We start from the raw sequence: 15120 nt of genomic DNA, 5'->3' as shown, positions 1-15120 counted from the left end.
TCTGGCAGTCTAACTAGGGGAAGTATGTAAAAAGAGAGTTAACGTGACAGTTTGTTCTATACAAATACTAGGTTAATCTGTCATATTGGTATTTTAAAATATACTTGCAGTCAGGGCGTGGGAAGATGATTGAATTTAAGAATGTATCGATGCAATTTTCTGATGACCGCTATGCCGTTCAATCTGTTGATTTGGAGATTCAGAAAGGTGAATTTTTTGTATTGATTGGACCTAGTGGAAGCGGGAAAACGACGACTTTGAAAATGATCAATCGTCTCATCTCTTCTACAGAAGGTGAGATTCACATAAAGGGTCGAACCATCAGCGATTATGATATTTATGAGCTGCGCTGGGATATTGGTTATGTGCTTCAGCAAATAGCGTTGTTCCCTCATATGACCATAGAAGAGAATATTGCTGTAGTGCCAGAGCTGAAACAATGGAAGCGGGCTGAGACGAATCAGCGTGTTGATGAGTTGATGTTCATGGTGGGGCTTGAGCCTGCTACCTATCGACATCGAAAGCCAGCAGAGCTTTCAGGAGGTCAGCAGCAGCGAGTCGGCGTAGCACGGGCACTTGCTGCTGATCCTGAGATTGTCCTGATGGATGAACCTTTTAGTGCGTTAGATCCACTGACGAGAGAGAAATTACAAGATGATCTGCTTGAGTTACAGCGCCGTATTCAAAAGACCATCGTTTTTGTGACACATGATATGCAGGAAGCCATGAAGCTTGGGGATCGGATATGTGTGATGAATGAAGGAAAAGTGGTGCAGGTTGGACGCCCAGAGGAATTGATTCAGCATCCAGTGAATCCATTTGTGCGGGAGTTTGTTTCAGGAGCTGCCCGTCATGTAGACCATCAAGCATTTGAGCTGACAACTATTTCTCAGCCCATGCCTCAAGATGATCTGTTAGGCGATGAGGCGGTCTCCATCCATGCGACGCTGGAAGAGGTTCTATCTCGACTGGCAGAGCATGAAGAGCTTGTTGTTGAGAAGGATGGGGAACGGATCGGACTCATCACTCGTCAAGCGATGATTCAGTATTTAGCCGGTACTTCTGCTGAGAGGGGCGAGACACATGAATGAATGGACCAGTGTGTTATGGGCTCGAAAAGATCAGCTCGGACACGCCTTACTTGAGCATATTCAAATTTCCTTCATTGCGTTATTTCTAGCGATTTTGATTGCCATTCCATTAGGGATTTATTTAACGAGAGTCCCTAAGATAGCAGAGTGGATCATTGGGGTGACGGCTGTCTTGCAGACAATTCCGTCTTTGGCGCTGCTTGGACTGCTGATTCCTCTCGTTGGGATTGGTCAAGTGCCCGCAATTATCGCTCTTGTCGTCTATGCTCTTCTTCCTATTTTAAGGAACACATATACAGGCATTCGTGAGGTCGATCCGTCGCTGCGGGAAGCGGCGCTCGCTATGGGAATGAATCACCGCAAACGCTTATTAAAAGTAGAACTCCCTCTTGCTATGCCTGTGATCATGGCAGGTATCCGAACGGGGATGGTCCTCATTGTAGGGACAGCCACTCTTGCAGCTCTTATTGGGGCAGGTGGATTAGGGAGTCTGATTCTGCTTGGAATTGATCGAAATGATATGTCGTTGATCATCATTGGTGCTATTCCAGCTGCATTACTTGCGCTCTTATTTGATGTGGTCTTGCGGACACTTGAGAAAATCTCCTTTAAAAAAACCGTGATCTCTGTGACGGTCTTTGCTGTAATAGCAGGAGCAGTTGTCGCTGCCCCATTGCTGTTTCAACAAGAAAAGAAAGAGATCACCATTGGAGGGAAGCTGGGGTCAGAGCCTGAAATTTTGATCTCCATGTATAAGCTTTTAATTGAGCAGGATACAGATATCCAAGTCAATCTTAAGCCTGGTCTTGGTAAGACGTCCTTTGTTTTTCAAGCACTGCGGTCTGGTGATATTGACATCTATCCTGAATTTACAGGGACAGCGATTTCTGAATTTCTGAAAGAAACAGCGAAAAGCACGGATAAGGAAAAAGTGTATGAGCAAGCGCGCCAAGGTTTGGCGTCATCCTTTCAGCTTCAGCTTCTTCAGCCGATGGCTTATAACAATACATATGCTTTAGCCGTGCCTCAATCACTAGCGGATCAATATGATTTATCAAAGATTTCAGATCTGGGTCAAATCAAGAATCGTATACGTGCTGGCTTTACTTTAGAGTTTTCTGATCGTCAGGATGGATATTTAGGCATTCAAAAAGCTTATCAGTTTTCTTTTGACGATGTGGTCACGATGGAACCGAAACTTCGATATCGAGCCATTCAAAAAGGGAATATTCAGTTGGTCGATGCGTATTCGACAGACAGTGAATTGAGACAATACAAGTTGAAGGTGCTGGATGACGACAAGCATGTTTTCCCGCCCTATCAAGGAGCGCCCTTGCTAAGACAGGAGACATTAAAAGAGTATCCTGAGATTGAGGCCTCTCTCAACAAGCTCGCTGGTCAAATCACAGATGATGAGATGAGAGAAATGAATTACGAAGTCAATGTGAAGGGGAAAGATGCATTTCAAGTAGCCGAAGCCTATTTAAAAAAGAAAACATTGCTTCAATAATCAAGGGGAAGCAGGTCTGCTATATTTAAAGCGGCCTGCTTTTTGAAAAGAAAAAAACAAAAATCATTGACATCTATTTCAAAAAAGAATATCCTTAATTCGAGATAAATATATTTTTTGGACATATATCTCGAATTCGAGATAATATAAAAGCGTCAGTCAAGACATAATGAGTAGAGACATGTTACGTCATGAAGAGGAGGTCATTAGAAGTGAAGAAAACAGAAGGAATTCACCATATCACAGCAATTGTTGGTCATCCTCAGGAGAACGTTGATTTTTATGCAGGTGTTTTAGGTCTGCGTCTCGTGAAAAAGACCGTCAATTTTGATGATCCAGGCACATACCATTTATATTTTGGAAATGAAGGAGGTTCTCCAGGTACCATTATTACGTTTTTCCCTTGGCCAGGTGCACAAAAGGGACAAATTGGAGCAGGTCAAGTAGGTGTGACAACATATGTCGTACCGACCGGTGCCTTCTCTTTTTGGAAGGAACGCCTTGAGCAGTTTGACGTTTCTTATGAAATGATTGAACGCTTTGGTGAGGCCTTTCTCTCATTTGAAGATCCGCACGGTTTATTGATAGAACTTGTAGAGCGTGAAGAAGGAAAACAGAATGACTGGACATTTAATGGGGTGACACCAGAAGTAGCGATTAAAGGGTTTGGCGGAGCTGTTTTATTAACTTCACAGCCTGAGCAAACGATGCAGCTGCTAGAGCAAACGATGGGACTTGAAAAAGTCGGCACAGAAGGAGATTATGTGAGATTCCGTTCGTTTGGAGAAATCGGCAATGTCATTGACGTGAACAAGACACCTGTTGCACGAGGACGTATGGGCGTGGGTGTTGTACATCATATTGCGTGGAGAGCAACAGATGATCAGGATCAATTAGATTGGCAAAGACATGTTGCGCAAAGCGGATATCAAGTGACGCCTGTGCAAGATCGAAATTATTTCAATGCGATTTATTTTAGAGAGCTTGGCGGCATATTATTTGAGATTGCGACCGATCCTCCAGGGTTTGCACACGATGAATCTGTGGAAACGATGGGTGAAGCGTTGAAACTGCCACCGCAATATGAGGCGCAGCGTAGTCAAATTGAACAAATCGTGCTACCGATTGAGGTAAGAGAAATCAAAGGGAAAGGAGATTCATGATGAAGCATCTTTTTCAAAAAGGAAAGAATGAACAAAAGCCTGTCCTCCTCATGCTGCATGGAACTGGCGGGACAGAGCAAGACTTATTGCCGCTTGCAGAAGTGGTAGACCCTGAAGCATCTGTTCTTAGTGTGAGAGGAAATGTATCAGAAAACGGCATGCCGCGTTTTTTCAGGCGTTTGGCAGAGGGTGTTTTTGATGAGCAAGATTTAATTGAGCGTACAGAGGAATTATATACATTTATCGGGGAAGCAGCAGATAAGTATGGATTTGATCGTCACAATGTGGTAGCCATCGGCTATTCAAACGGGGCGAACATTGCTGGAAGTCTGTTATTCCATTACGGAGATGCGCTGAAAGGAGCGATCCTGCATCATCCGATGGTCCCAAGACGAGGGGTTTCATTACCTTCATTAGCGGGGAAACAAGTCTTTATAGCAGCTGGTGAAAATGACCCAATGTGCCGTCCGGAGGAATCTCAGGAACTGGAGCAACTGCTTCAGGAGGCGGGAGCATCCGTAACGCTTCATTGGGAAAATCGTGGACATCAACTAACGAGAGAAGAAGTCGATGCTGCGGCATTGTGGTATCGTCGTCAATTTAAATAAGGTGGGGAATACAGGTGGGATTTTTACAGAAGCTATTTGGACAAACCAAACAAAAGGAGATGGAACAAGTGGAAAACGTAAAACTAGCGATTATTTATTATAGTTCAACAGGTACAAACTATCAGATGGCAAAATGGGCTGAGGCTGGAGCGAAAGAAGCTGGTGCTGAAGTCAAAATTTTAAAGGTTCCTGAATTGGCACCAGAAGCCGTTGTTGCATCAAATCCAGCATGGAAAGCACATTTAGATGAAACAAAAGATGTCCCTGAGGTTCAGTTAAGTGACTTAGAGTGGGCAGATGCTATTATTTTCAGCATGCCGACACGTTTCGGTAACTTACCGGCTCAAATGAAGCAATTCTTAGACACAACAGGCGGTTTATGGTTCCAAGGGAAACTAGCAAACAAAGCAGTGAGTGCGATGACATCTGCACAAAACCCAAATGGCGGACAGGAGCAAACAGTTCTGAGCCTTTATACAACGATGTTCCACTGGGGAGCCATTATTGCCGCTCCTGGATACACGGATGATTCCCTATACGGCGCAGGGGGTAACCCTTACGGTGTGAGTGTGACTGTTGACCAAAATGGAAAGATTCAAGAGGATGCAGAAGCAGCCGCAAAACATCAGGCGAAACGTACAGTGAATGTAGCAGAATGGATCAAAAAAGGTCAAAACGCATAATAGATGTATACAAAAAGAATGCAGCCACTCCGCTGCATTCTTTTTTCATTAATAAGGATCTGAAGGGGTGCTGTTGTTGATCGCATCGTTGACAGCCTGTGCCGCGCCTGTTGATCCAATGGGTCCGCTTGGCTCCTCTTGTTTGAAGGCTTTTAAGCCATCGGCCACACGTTTTCCGTAGTCAGGATCAGCTTTTGTAAAGTTTTCGATCATTTGGTCTTGGATGTCTTTTTGGCAGGTAGCTAAGGTGTTGACTAAGTTTTTAATCAGTTCCTCACGTTCCCAATCATTGAAGCGGCGATAGGTTTCTCCCGCTTGTCCGAAATTGTTCGGGCGGTCAATGGCTTCTCGTTTGACTTCACCCTCTACAAAAGGCGTATGATCCTTTCCATCTTGCTGCGCTTCTTTTAATCCCCCGAGAATGGACGGTTCATAATTCACATGGGGGTTTTGTCCTTTTCCTTGATCCACATGATATTCCATTTGCCCATCTCGCTGATTGGTGGCAACATGCTTTTTCGGGGCATTGATCGGCAGCTGTAAATAATTTGGCCCGACACGATATCGCTGCGTATCAGAGTATGAGAAGGTACGTCCTTGCAGCAATTTATCATCTGAGAAATCTAATCCGTCTACAAGAACCCCCGTCCCAAAGGCAACCTGTTCCACTTCTGCAAAATAATTTTCTGGATTTTTGTTTAGCACCATTCGTCCGATCGGTTTCCATGGATAGTCATCCTTGTACCAGAGCTTTGTCGGATCGAGTGGATCAAAGTCTAGTTGGGGGTGGGTGTCATCTTCCATGATTTGCGCGTATACTTCCCATTCAGGATGATCCCCTTGTTCAATGGCTTCATATAAATCCTGTGTGGCATGATTAAAGTTTTCCCCTTGAATGGCTTGGGCTTGTTCTTGTGTCAGGTTGCGAATTCCTTGCTTTGGTTCAAAGTGATATTTGACCAACACTGCTTTTCCTTCATGATTCACCCATTTATAGGCATGGACGCCAGAGCCTTGCATGTGCCGGTATGTGGCAGGAATGCCCCATGGCGAGAAGAGAAATGTCACCATATGTGTTGCTTCAGGTGATTGTGAAACGAAATCAAAAATGCGCTCACCATCCTGACGATTGGTGACAGGGTCAGGCTTAAAGGCATGAACCAAATCAGGGAATTTCAAAGCATCTCGAATAAAGAAAATTTTGAGGTTGTTCCCAACGAGATCCCAGTTGCCGTCTTCTGTATAAAATTTGATCGCAAATCCCCGCGGATCGCGTAAAGTTTCTGGTGAATGTCCGCCGTGAATAACAGAAGAGAATCGAACGAAGACAGGGGTCTTTTTTCCTTTCTCTTGAAATAATTTGGCTCTTGTATAAGTGGAAATGGGTTCTTCACCGAATGTACCGTAGGCTTCAAAGTATCCGTGTGCGCCAGCACCTCGTGCGTGAACGACACGTTCAGGGATGCGTTCACGATCAAAATGACTGATTTTCTCTAGGAAATCGTAGTTTTCAAGCGTAGTCGGTCCTCTATTCCCAACGGTTCTCATGTTTTGATTATCTGTTACCGGGTGACCTTGGCGATTCGTCAAGGTTTCTTCTGACTCTGAAGATGATGTAGGCTGTTGATCTTCTTTCAAGGTAGAATCCCTCCTTCAATATCTCCTTAACAATATGGTCATGTTGCTCCCTATTTCATACAAGGATTGATATAATGAGTGAAAACTTTTATGAGGAGCGGACCTAATGATTCGATTACACTGCCTTCACGCACATCCATCTAATATTTCTTACATTGACGACGCTTTTTATGACACAGGATTTGATCTGCATCACATCGTCGATTCATCCTTTATGGAACGAGCCAAACAAGATCCCGCATTTGATCTTGAGCAGCAGCAAACCTATGCTATCAACAGACTCATGCAAGAAGGAGAGGCTGATCTTGTTTTATTAACGTGTACACAATACATTGCGGCTTTGGGGGAGCAGCAGCACCTGTTCAAACAACCAATTGTTCCGATAGATGAGCCGTTATTTGAGCAGATTTGTGAGCGAGAGGGTCCGCTTCAGCTGGTGTTTTCAAACCCAGATACAGTAGAAGGAACGATGAAGCGACTGTCTTCATATGTAAAAGAGCGGGGAAAGCAGTTGATGGCAGAAGTGGTTGTGCTAGAGGATGTCTTTCATCTTTGCTTGAACGGTGATATACAAGCCTACCATGAGCGAATTATGGAACAGTTAAGGCGATCTGTGAAGCAGCATGGAGATATTTGTGTGATGCAGCTCTCGATGGTTCACGCTGCAAAGCAGGTGGAGCAGGAAACAGGAGTGTCCATCATTCATCCGCTTTCACCACTTAAACCATTTGTTTATCAAAAAATAACGGCTTTAAAAGAGTGAACCCGTCAGGTTCGCTCTTTTTGCATAGAAACGTAAATGGGATGACATGTTAAAAAAATAATGGAGCGCAAACTATTTTTAACAGGAGCGCGTCTATCCAATGTAAGAAATAACAGATGCGCATTTAAGATAAAGGAGCTCTTTGTAAAATGAAGAAACGAAAGATTGATGATCAATTTGCGGATTACGTAATGGAGCATAAACACAGTTTTTATCGATTGTCCTATAGCTATGTCAAAAACCCAGAAGATGCGATGGATGTCGTTCAAGAGGCGATTCATAAAGCACTCAAATCTGTTCACCGATTAGAGGATGCGACCAAGATGCATAGCTGGTTTTATAAAATCGTCGTAAACGCTGCCCTCGACTTTTTACGAAAGAAGAAGCGTGTGCAAGTGACGGACGATGACACGCTGGAATTTTTATCACAGGGTGAATCGGATGTCTATGAGGATCAAGATGTCAGACGAGCGATAGAAGATTTGCCGGAGATGTATCGGGTCATCATTATATTAAGATTCTTTGAGGATTTAAAGCTAGAGGACATTGCTCATATTCTTGGAGAAAATGAAAACACCATTAAAACAAGATTATATAAGGCGTTGCGGCTTTTAAAAGTAGAATTATCGCAGGAGGAAATATAAATGGATAAGCATTTGGAACAGTTAAAAGAGGAATATCTAGAAATCCCTATTCCCCCGGAATACGATGCTATGGTTGAACGGACATTAAAACGTAAAAACAAGCAACCTCATTTTCAGAAATGGACGATCGGACTTGTTGCTGCGGCTGCTCTTTTTGTCACCACTGTAAATGTCAGTCCGCAGGCAGCAAGAGCGATTTCAGAAGTACCCGTCATTGGAGAGCTTGTGAAAGTCGTGACGTTCACAGAATTTAAAAAGAGCGATCAGGGAACAAATATTGATCTCAAAACACCACATGTTTCAGGGCTTGGGGACGGAAAATTACAAGACAGCCTGAATCAAAAATATTTAGCTGAAAACAAAAAGCTGTATCAAGATTTTGAAAAGGAAACAAAGGGTTATAAAAATGGTCATTTGAGTGTAGAGAGCGGATATGAAGTAAGAACAAACAATGATCAAATTCTTTCACTAGGTCGATACAAGGTGACGACTCAGGCTTCTGCGGCAGAGGAAATGACATATGATACGGTGGATAAGAAAAACCATGTACTCATTACATTACCAAGTCTGTTTAAAGATGACCGTTATATTGATGTGATTAGTGAAAATATTAAAGAACAAATGAAGAAACAGATGAAAGAGGATTCAAATAAGATTTACTGGATGACGAAGCAAGATACGGTTGATCCGTTTAAGAAGATTCAGCCAGATCAAAGCTTCTATATCAATTCAAAAGGCAAACTGGTGATTTCCTTCAACGAATATGATGTGGCGCCTGGTTACATGGGTGTAGTTGAATTCACGATTCCAACAAGCGTGCTAAAGGATATTCTCGTCAGCGATATGTACATTCATTAAAAGAAGAAAAAAGACTGCTGAAGGTGTCAGCAGTCTTTTTATGTTTATGAAGAAAGTGCGTCTGTTAGTGCAGGCACGACTTGTTTCTTTCTTGATACAACACCTTTTAGTAAAGCAGTGTTGTTTTCAAGTGTGACATTGAATGCTTTTTCTACTTTTGCTGCTTCAGCACCAAGGGCAAGCGCAAGAGAGTCATTTTCTAGAATGTCTGTGATCACTAAAACAAATAGATCAAGACCTTTCGCTGCGATGACTTCATTGATTTTTGCTTCGATGTCAGCTTGTCTTGCTGTTACTTCAGCGATATCAACTGTATTAACTTGTGCAATTTCGACTTTGCTGTTACCTAGTGCAAATTCTTTTGCATCCAGTGTGATTAATTCTTGAACTGTTTTTTGGCTTAGGTCAGCTCCTGCTTTCAGCATATCTAAACCATATACTTCAGGGTCTACTCCTGCGATTTTTGCCAGCTCATGCGCAGCATCAACATCCTGCTGTGTGCATGTTGGGGATTTGAATAGTAAGGAATCAGAAATGATCGCAGACAAAAGCAAACCAGCGATTTCTTTTTCAATTGTGACTTGGTGCTCTTTGTACATTTTGTTTAAGATCGTTGCTGTGCAGCCAACTGGCTCAGCACGATAGTAAAGAGGTTCACTTGTTTCAAAGTTGGCAATACGGTGATGGTCAATGACCTCTGTCACTTGTACTTGATCAATATCGGTTACACTTTGTTGGAATTCGTTATGATCGACAAGAATGACTTGTTTTGTTTCGTTTGCAGCCGTTTCAATGAAACGAGGTGCTTCTTGTTTAAAGAAATCTAATGCGTATTGTGTTTCTCCATTGATTTCTCCAAGTCTGACAGCTTCTGCTTGAACGCCAATTTTGTTTTTCAGATCAGCGTAAGCGATAGCAGAGCAAATCGTGTCTGTGTCAGGGTTTTTGTGTCCGAATACGAGTGTTTTTCCCATGTGAATTCTCCTTCTTACTTTTATTGATGATGTTTCTATTCTAACAGCTTTTGACCTTGAATTCAGGGTTTATAGCTAAGAATAATCTAAAAAATTGTAACATGCTGTCTGAAAAGTTGCATGTACAAGACGATCTAAGTTGTTCCACGTGAAACGCTCTTGGGATAGCCTGCATTTTACTTGCGATTTACGGCTATGGTAAAATAAAGGTTGGGTCAAGATATGACGGAGCGTACATCGTACGTATACATAGAAGTACACATTGAGCAAGATATAGAAAAATGATTGGATTGAGGTGAAGGTGTGAAACAAACAAAAGCGTTAGTAGAAGGCGCTATCATGATCAGTATTTTTGCGGTCATGACGCTGTTTTATTTGTATGTGCCACTTTTAGCCATTATTTTCTTCATGGCTGCTCCGATTCCGATCATTCTCTATACAATCAGGCATGGCTTGAAAAAAGGAATTGCGGCTGGCGCTATTGGCATAGTGATCAGCTTTTTAATTGGGTCTATTAATGGGCTGTTAAGTGCGCCAATGCTGATTGCTGTTGGAGTAGGTATGGGTGTTTTCTACAGCAGGAGGCAGCCAGGTCAGGCTATTATTACGGGTGCGCTGATCTACTTATTCAGTTTTCTCATTTACTTTGTTGTCAGTGTCCAGCTGTTTCAAGTAGATATACTGGGTGTCGCAAAGGAATCAATTGACCAAATCATGCCGATGGTAGAGAGTACCTTAAAACAATCTGGCGCTTCTGATCAGGAGATAGCAAAACAACTCAAGCAGTTTAGAGAGATGCAGGATACGGCATTAAATTCTTTACCTGTAGCGCTTTTGATTTTTGTCACGCTCATGTCTTTCGTCAATCATTGGTTTGTGCGGCCGTTGATCAAACGGTTTGTTCCAGACATGCCAGCTCTTAAGAAATTTAAGGATATGCGGCTGCCAAAAAGCATGGTATGGTATTATTTACTCACACTGCTTTTGATGCTGATTCAGCCGGAGAAAGGCAGCTTTTTATCGCTCGTGCAAACGAGTGCTTTTCAAATTTTATTTATACTGGTGCTTATTCAGGGCTTTTCTTTTATCTTCTATTATTGCCACGAAAAAAACATCTCAAAAGTGGTACCCATTTTTGCCGTCGTATTGACGATTCTCTTTCCGCCAATCGGTGTGATTGTGCGTATTATAGGGATTGCTGACATAGGCTTTGATTTAAGAGAAAAAGTAAAAACAAATAATTCACTCTGAATGTTGAGGAGTTGATATCAGTGCCAAGCTTCTATCGAAAACCTGTCATCAAGTATCCGATCTTCGCGTTAATTGTCCTTGCGGTGATCACAGTCCTCCTCAACCTTTATTTTAATTGGATCATAGGAGCGGTTGGTCTTTTAGTCCTTGCGGGTGTGCTCTACTTTTTAAAGTGGGCAGATACGCAGGTGCAAAAAGAGATTGATTCATATATTTCAACATTATCCTATCGAGTCAAAAAGGTTGGAGAAGAAGCATTAATGGAGATGCCAATTGGTATTATGCTGTTTAATGACCAGTATTATATCGAATGGACCAATCCATTTCTCGCTTCGTGCTTCCATGAAAGCACACTTGTCGGCAGATCCTTGTATGATACATTTGAATCCATTGTGCCTCTTATTAAACAAGAGGTTGAGACAGAAAATGTGACGCTGAATGACCGGAAATTCAAAGTCATTATTAAACGGTCAGAGCGCCTTTTATATTTCTTTGATGTCACGGAACAAGTGCAGATTGAAAGGCAGTATGAAAATGAACGAACGGTGTTATCTTATATCTTTTTAGACAATTATGATGATGTGACGCAGGGTCTTGATGATCAGGTGCGTAGCGCGATAAATAGTGAAGTCACATCGCTGTTAAACAATTGGGCACAAGAATACGGCATTTTCTTAAAAAGAATTTCATCTGAACGATTTATGGCTGTATTAAATGAGAGCATCTTAGCAGAGCTTGAAGCGTCGAAGTTTTCCATTTTAGACGAGGTTCGTGAGAAAACAGGGGCACATAGCGCCACACTTACCCTTAGTATTGGAATCGGTGCGTCTGTTCCTTCTTTAAAAGAACTTGGCGCACTTGCGCAGTCGAGTCTTGACCTTGCCCTCGGACGAGGCGGGGATCAGGTAGCGATTAAACAGCCGAATGGGAAAGTGAAATTCTACGGTGGAAAAACCAATCCAATGGAAAAACGGACACGAGTACGCGCACGGGTCATTTCACATGCTTTAAAAGAAATTGTATCTGAAAGCGGTAATGTCATGATCATGGGGCATAAGTTCCCCGACATGGACTCTATCGGTGCCTCGATCGGGATTTTAAAGGTTGCTCAGGCGAATGGAAAAGAAGGTTACATCGTCATTGATGCCAACCAGATTGGGGATAGCGTTCAACGCTTAATTAGTGAAATTAAGAATTATGAAGAACTTTGGTCCCGTTTTATCACGCCTGAGGAAGCGATGGAGCTTGCAAAGGATGACACATTGCTTGTGGTCGTAGATACACATAAACCGTCCCTTGTGATGGAAGAACGACTGCTAAATAAGATCGAAAACGTCGTTGTCATTGACCACCATAGACGTGGTGAGGAATTTATCCGTGATCCTTTACTTGTCTATATGGAGCCGTATGCTTCATCTACAGCAGAACTTGTGACAGAGCTGTTAGAGTATCAGCCGAAGAAATTGCGGATTAACATGATTGAGGCCACAGCACTTCTTGCTGGGATTATCGTGGATACGAAGAGTTTCTCCCTCAGAACGGGGTCAAGAACGTTCGATGCAGCATCCTACCTTCGTGCAAAAGGGGCAGATCCTGTCCTTGTGCAAAAGTTTTTGAAAGAGACAGTCGATCATTACATCAAACGGGCAAAGCTCATTCAGCATACAGAGCTGTATCAAAATCAGGTAGCGATTGCTTCCTTGCCGTCTGACAGATCTGAGTATTATGATCAAATTACGATCGCACAGACGGCTGATTCTCTCTTGTCGATGAGTGAGGTTGAAGCATCATTTGCTGTCGCAAGGCGAGATGACGATACGGTCTGTATTAGTGCAAGATCGTTAGGGGATATCAACGTTCAAATTATTATGGAAGCATTAGATGGCGGCGGTCATTTGACTAACGCTGCGACCCAGATTTATGGTATAACCATTGAAGAAGCGGTAGAGAAGTTAAAAGCTGCCATAGACGAATATTTCGAAGGAGGGGTTCAAAGATGAAAGTCATCTTTCTAAAAGACGTAAAAGGCAAAGGGAAAAAAGGCGAAGTCAAAAATGTAGCAGACGGATACGCTCACAACTTTCTCATCAAACAAGGGTTAGCTGTTGAAGCAACTCCAACGAACCTAAGTGCATTGGAAGGGCAGAAAAACAAAGAGAAAAAGAATGCCATCCAAGAGCTTGAGCAAGCGAAACAATTAAAAGAAACACTTGAGGCGCTGACAGTGGAACTCACTGCTAAATCAGGTGAAGGCGGTCGTCTATTTGGATCGATTACAAGCAAACAGATCGCTGATAAATTGCAAAAAGAACATCAAATCAAACTCGATAAGCGTAAAATCGAGTTGAATGATGCCATTCGTGCGTTAGGATACACAAATGTACCGGTGAAGCTTCACCCAGAAGTACAAGCAACATTAAAAGTGCACGTCACAGAACAAGCATAAACAGAAAAGAACCCGTCTCCTCGTGAGGCGGGTTCTTTTTTTATGATGGATCTGAAATATAGATGCTTCGTCCAGCACGCATACCGGATAAAAACATGAAAAATAGGACGATGATAAAGATGATAATAGATGGCGTCCATGTATGTGTCACATCAAAAAGGATACCGATCATGAATGGACCAACAGCGGCTAATAAATAACCGAGTGACTGCGCCATTCCAGAAAGGGCAGCTGCTTGTTCCATATTGGTTGTTCTTAATCCGATAAATGTGAGGGCAAGACTGATACTGGCCCCTTGTCCGACGCCGATTAATAGCACAGAGATGACAAGAATAGGCGTCGACCCTCCGAGAAGGAGACCAATCATGCCGAGTAAATACACAAGGACAAGGCCAACGACAAGCGGTCTTTGCGTTTTTAATTTTTCTGCAAAAACGGGCGTTAAGAAGGTGGATGGCAGACCAGTGAACTGCATAATAGAGAGCATCCATCCCGCTGTCGCTAGGTTCATGCCATGTGATGTCAAAATATCAGGAAACCATGCGATACTGCTGTAGAAAAGGAATGATTGCAAGCCCATAAAAAAGGTCACCTGCCATGCGACACGTGAACGCCATATTGGCTGCTCTTTGAGCGAAATGCTTTTGACAGCCGCTGTGTTCTGATGAAGAAGCTGCGGCGCCCACACCATCATTGCAAGAAGGGCAAGTCCTGCCCAGACAAGGAATGATGTATTCCAGCCGCCAGGCATTGCATGACTGAGCGGAACACTGACACCAGATGCAAGTGCAGCAAAAACGGACATCGATGTCGTATACACGCTTGTCATTAATCCAGCATGTGCAGGGAATTTATGTTTCACAAGTCCAGGTAAAAGCACATTACAAATCGCAATCCCGACGCCGACTAGCGCTGTTCCTATCATTAAAAAGGTGATGCTGCCAAATGAACGAATGACAATCCCAAAGAGCAGGACAGCAAGCCCAAGCCAAAGTGTTCGTTCATTCCCAAGACGTTTTCCGATTTTAGGTGCAATGGGAGATAGCAATGCGAATGAGAGCAGTGGTAATGTCGTGAGGAAACCAGCCAGTCCATTTGAAAGCTGTAAATCAGAACGAATGGCACCGATCACAGGACCAACAGACGTAATGGCTGGCCTCAGGTTAAAGGCAATGAGTAAAATCCCAGCAATCAGCAAAATGGTTTGCCCTGTACTGCGAGGATGAAATGTTGATTTTTCTAGTTGTTGTTCCATGAATGTAAACTCCTTTATTTCTTTAAGAACGATCTTTCTTCTGTTCAAGCTCCGCTAATTTAGCTAATAAGATGTGCTGCGGCATATGCATGATTTGCTCTAACGGTACATTGAGTGATGCAGCAAGCTTTTGTGCGGTATCGGCTGAGATTTGTAAAGGTCTCATGCGCAAATCCCTCCTCTTTCAATCTATACGTTCCAATATACCATATCGACTTTGTGACTTGCTGATAAAA

The 15120-nt window shown here is 42.9% G+C and carries 15 protein-coding genes; 11 read left to right on the top strand and 4 right to left on the bottom strand.

Annotated features, from left to right (window positions below; all coding sequences use genetic code 11):
• The first annotated feature begins 125 nt into the window (after nt 1-125).
• The 5 genes from M2369_RS08265 (at nt 126) to wrbA (ending at nt 5055) form a co-directional block, all read left to right on the top strand.
• Nucleotides 126-1091 (top strand): ABC transporter ATP-binding protein, encoded by a 966-nt coding sequence (locus M2369_RS08265; protein WP_259253954.1) that lies wholly within the window; start codon nt 126-128, stop codon nt 1089-1091.
• Nucleotides 1084-2601 (top strand): ABC transporter permease/substrate-binding protein, encoded by a 1518-nt coding sequence (locus M2369_RS08260; protein WP_159145290.1) that lies wholly within the window; start codon nt 1084-1086, stop codon nt 2599-2601. Before M2369_RS08265 ends, M2369_RS08260 begins: the two co-directional genes overlap by 8 nt.
• Before the next feature lie 191 nt (nt 2602-2792).
• Complete coding sequence (locus M2369_RS08255; protein ID WP_007497450.1) at nt 2793-3764, top strand: ring-cleaving dioxygenase; 972 nt, start codon at nt 2793-2795, stop codon at nt 3762-3764.
• Nucleotides 3761-4372, top strand: coding sequence for an alpha/beta hydrolase (locus tag M2369_RS08250; RefSeq protein WP_024718443.1), 612 nt, complete (start codon nt 3761-3763; stop codon nt 4370-4372). Before M2369_RS08255 ends, M2369_RS08250 begins: the two co-directional genes overlap by 4 nt.
• 59 nt (nt 4373-4431) lie before the next feature.
• Entirely contained in the window at nt 4432-5055 is a 624-nt protein-coding gene (wrbA, locus tag M2369_RS08245; RefSeq protein WP_045034926.1) for an NAD(P)H:quinone oxidoreductase, read from the top strand.
• Between the two features lie 48 nt (nt 5056-5103).
• Here the strand turns inward: wrbA and katX are convergent, their stop codons facing one another.
• Nucleotides 5104-6603, bottom strand: a complete 1500-nt coding sequence (katX, locus tag M2369_RS08240) for a catalase KatX (RefSeq protein ID WP_236552389.1) — start codon at nt 6601-6603, stop codon at nt 5104-5106.
• A gap of 196 nt (nt 6604-6799) precedes the next feature.
• On the opposite strand from katX, the gene M2369_RS08235 reads away from it, so the two are divergent.
• The 3 genes from M2369_RS08235 (at nt 6800) to rsiV (ending at nt 8958) form a co-directional block, all read left to right on the top strand.
• The gene (locus tag M2369_RS08235; protein WP_259253953.1) at nt 6800-7456 is read left to right on the top strand and encodes a hypothetical protein; all 657 of its coding nucleotides are present in this window, start codon (nt 6800-6802) and stop codon (nt 7454-7456) included.
• Between the two features lie 149 nt (nt 7457-7605).
• On the top strand, nt 7606-8100 hold the full coding sequence (locus M2369_RS08230) for an RNA polymerase sigma factor SigV (RefSeq protein WP_007497431.1): 495 nt from the start codon (nt 7606-7608) through the stop codon (nt 8098-8100).
• Entirely contained in the window at nt 8101-8958 is an 858-nt protein-coding gene (rsiV, locus tag M2369_RS08225) for an anti-sigma-V factor RsiV (RefSeq protein ID WP_017368457.1), read from the top strand.
• 44 nt (nt 8959-9002) lie between these two features.
• Here the strand turns inward: rsiV and M2369_RS08220 are convergent, their stop codons facing one another.
• On the bottom strand, nt 9003-9932 hold the full coding sequence (locus M2369_RS08220) for a manganese-dependent inorganic pyrophosphatase (RefSeq protein ID WP_100325664.1): 930 nt from the start codon (nt 9930-9932) through the stop codon (nt 9003-9005).
• Nucleotides 9933-10235: 303 nt separating this feature from the next.
• On the opposite strand from M2369_RS08220, the gene M2369_RS08215 reads away from it, so the two are divergent.
• Genes M2369_RS08215 through rplI form a run of 3 tightly spaced genes read left to right on the top strand, consistent with a single transcriptional unit; the run spans nt 10236 to nt 13629 of the window.
• Nucleotides 10236-11183: a YybS family protein gene (locus M2369_RS08215; protein WP_017359883.1), complete on the top strand. Its 948-nt coding sequence runs from the start codon at nt 10236-10238 to the stop codon at nt 11181-11183.
• 20 nt (nt 11184-11203) lie between these two features.
• Nucleotides 11204-13183, top strand: a complete 1980-nt coding sequence (locus M2369_RS08210) for a DHH family phosphoesterase (RefSeq protein WP_017359884.1) — start codon at nt 11204-11206, stop codon at nt 13181-13183.
• Nucleotides 13180-13629: a 50S ribosomal protein L9 gene (gene rplI / locus M2369_RS08205; RefSeq protein ID WP_007497423.1), complete on the top strand. Its 450-nt coding sequence runs from the start codon at nt 13180-13182 to the stop codon at nt 13627-13629. The genes M2369_RS08210 and rplI overlap by 4 nt, the downstream gene beginning before the upstream one ends.
• 40 nt (nt 13630-13669) lie before the next feature.
• Here the strand turns inward: rplI and M2369_RS08200 are convergent, their stop codons facing one another.
• Nucleotides 13670-14884, bottom strand: a complete 1215-nt coding sequence (locus M2369_RS08200) for a CynX/NimT family MFS transporter (protein ID WP_100325665.1) — start codon at nt 14882-14884, stop codon at nt 13670-13672.
• A gap of 22 nt (nt 14885-14906) precedes the next feature.
• The gene (locus tag M2369_RS08195) at nt 14907-15050 is read right to left on the bottom strand and encodes a YycC family protein (protein WP_008347524.1); all 144 of its coding nucleotides are present in this window, start codon (nt 15048-15050) and stop codon (nt 14907-14909) included.
• Nucleotides 15051-15120: the final 70 nt, after the last annotated feature.

Origin of the sequence: Bacillus sp. JUb11, from assembly GCF_024807925.1 — a bacterium.
Lineage (GTDB): Bacteria > Bacillota > Bacilli > Bacillales > Bacillaceae > Bacillus > Bacillus altitudinis.
Note: the sequence above shows the minus strand (reverse complement) of the source record. Positions and strands in the feature narration are given on the sequence as shown.

Coding starts and splice junctions, on each gene's coding strand:
- M2369_RS08195 (WP_008347524.1), bottom strand. CDS start 15,050: ATGAGACCTTTACAAATCTCAGCCGATACCGCACAAAAGCTTGCTGCA.
- M2369_RS08250 (WP_024718443.1), top strand. CDS start 3,761: ATGATGAAGCATCTTTTTCAAAAAGGAAAGAATGAACAAAAGCCTGTC.
- rsiV (WP_017368457.1), top strand. CDS start 8,101: ATGGATAAGCATTTGGAACAGTTAAAAGAGGAATATCTAGAAATCCCT.
- M2369_RS08235 (WP_259253953.1), top strand. CDS start 6,800: ATGATTCGATTACACTGCCTTCACGCACATCCATCTAATATTTCTTAC.
- wrbA (WP_045034926.1), top strand. CDS start 4,432: ATGGAACAAGTGGAAAACGTAAAACTAGCGATTATTTATTATAGTTCA.
- M2369_RS08230 (WP_007497431.1), top strand. CDS start 7,606: ATGAAGAAACGAAAGATTGATGATCAATTTGCGGATTACGTAATGGAG.
- M2369_RS08200 (WP_100325665.1), bottom strand. CDS start 14,884: ATGGAACAACAACTAGAAAAATCAACATTTCATCCTCGCAGTACAGGG.
- M2369_RS08265 (WP_259253954.1), top strand. CDS start 126: ATGATTGAATTTAAGAATGTATCGATGCAATTTTCTGATGACCGCTAT.
- M2369_RS08255 (WP_007497450.1), top strand. CDS start 2,793: ATGAAGAGGAGGTCATTAGAAGTGAAGAAAACAGAAGGAATTCACCAT.
- M2369_RS08220 (WP_100325664.1), bottom strand. CDS start 9,932: ATGGGAAAAACACTCGTATTCGGACACAAAAACCCTGACACAGACACG.
- rplI (WP_007497423.1), top strand. CDS start 13,180: ATGAAAGTCATCTTTCTAAAAGACGTAAAAGGCAAAGGGAAAAAAGGC.
- katX (WP_236552389.1), bottom strand. CDS start 6,603: ATGAGAACCGTTGGGAATAGAGGACCGACTACGCTTGAAAACTACGAT.
- M2369_RS08260 (WP_159145290.1), top strand. CDS start 1,084: ATGAATGAATGGACCAGTGTGTTATGGGCTCGAAAAGATCAGCTCGGA.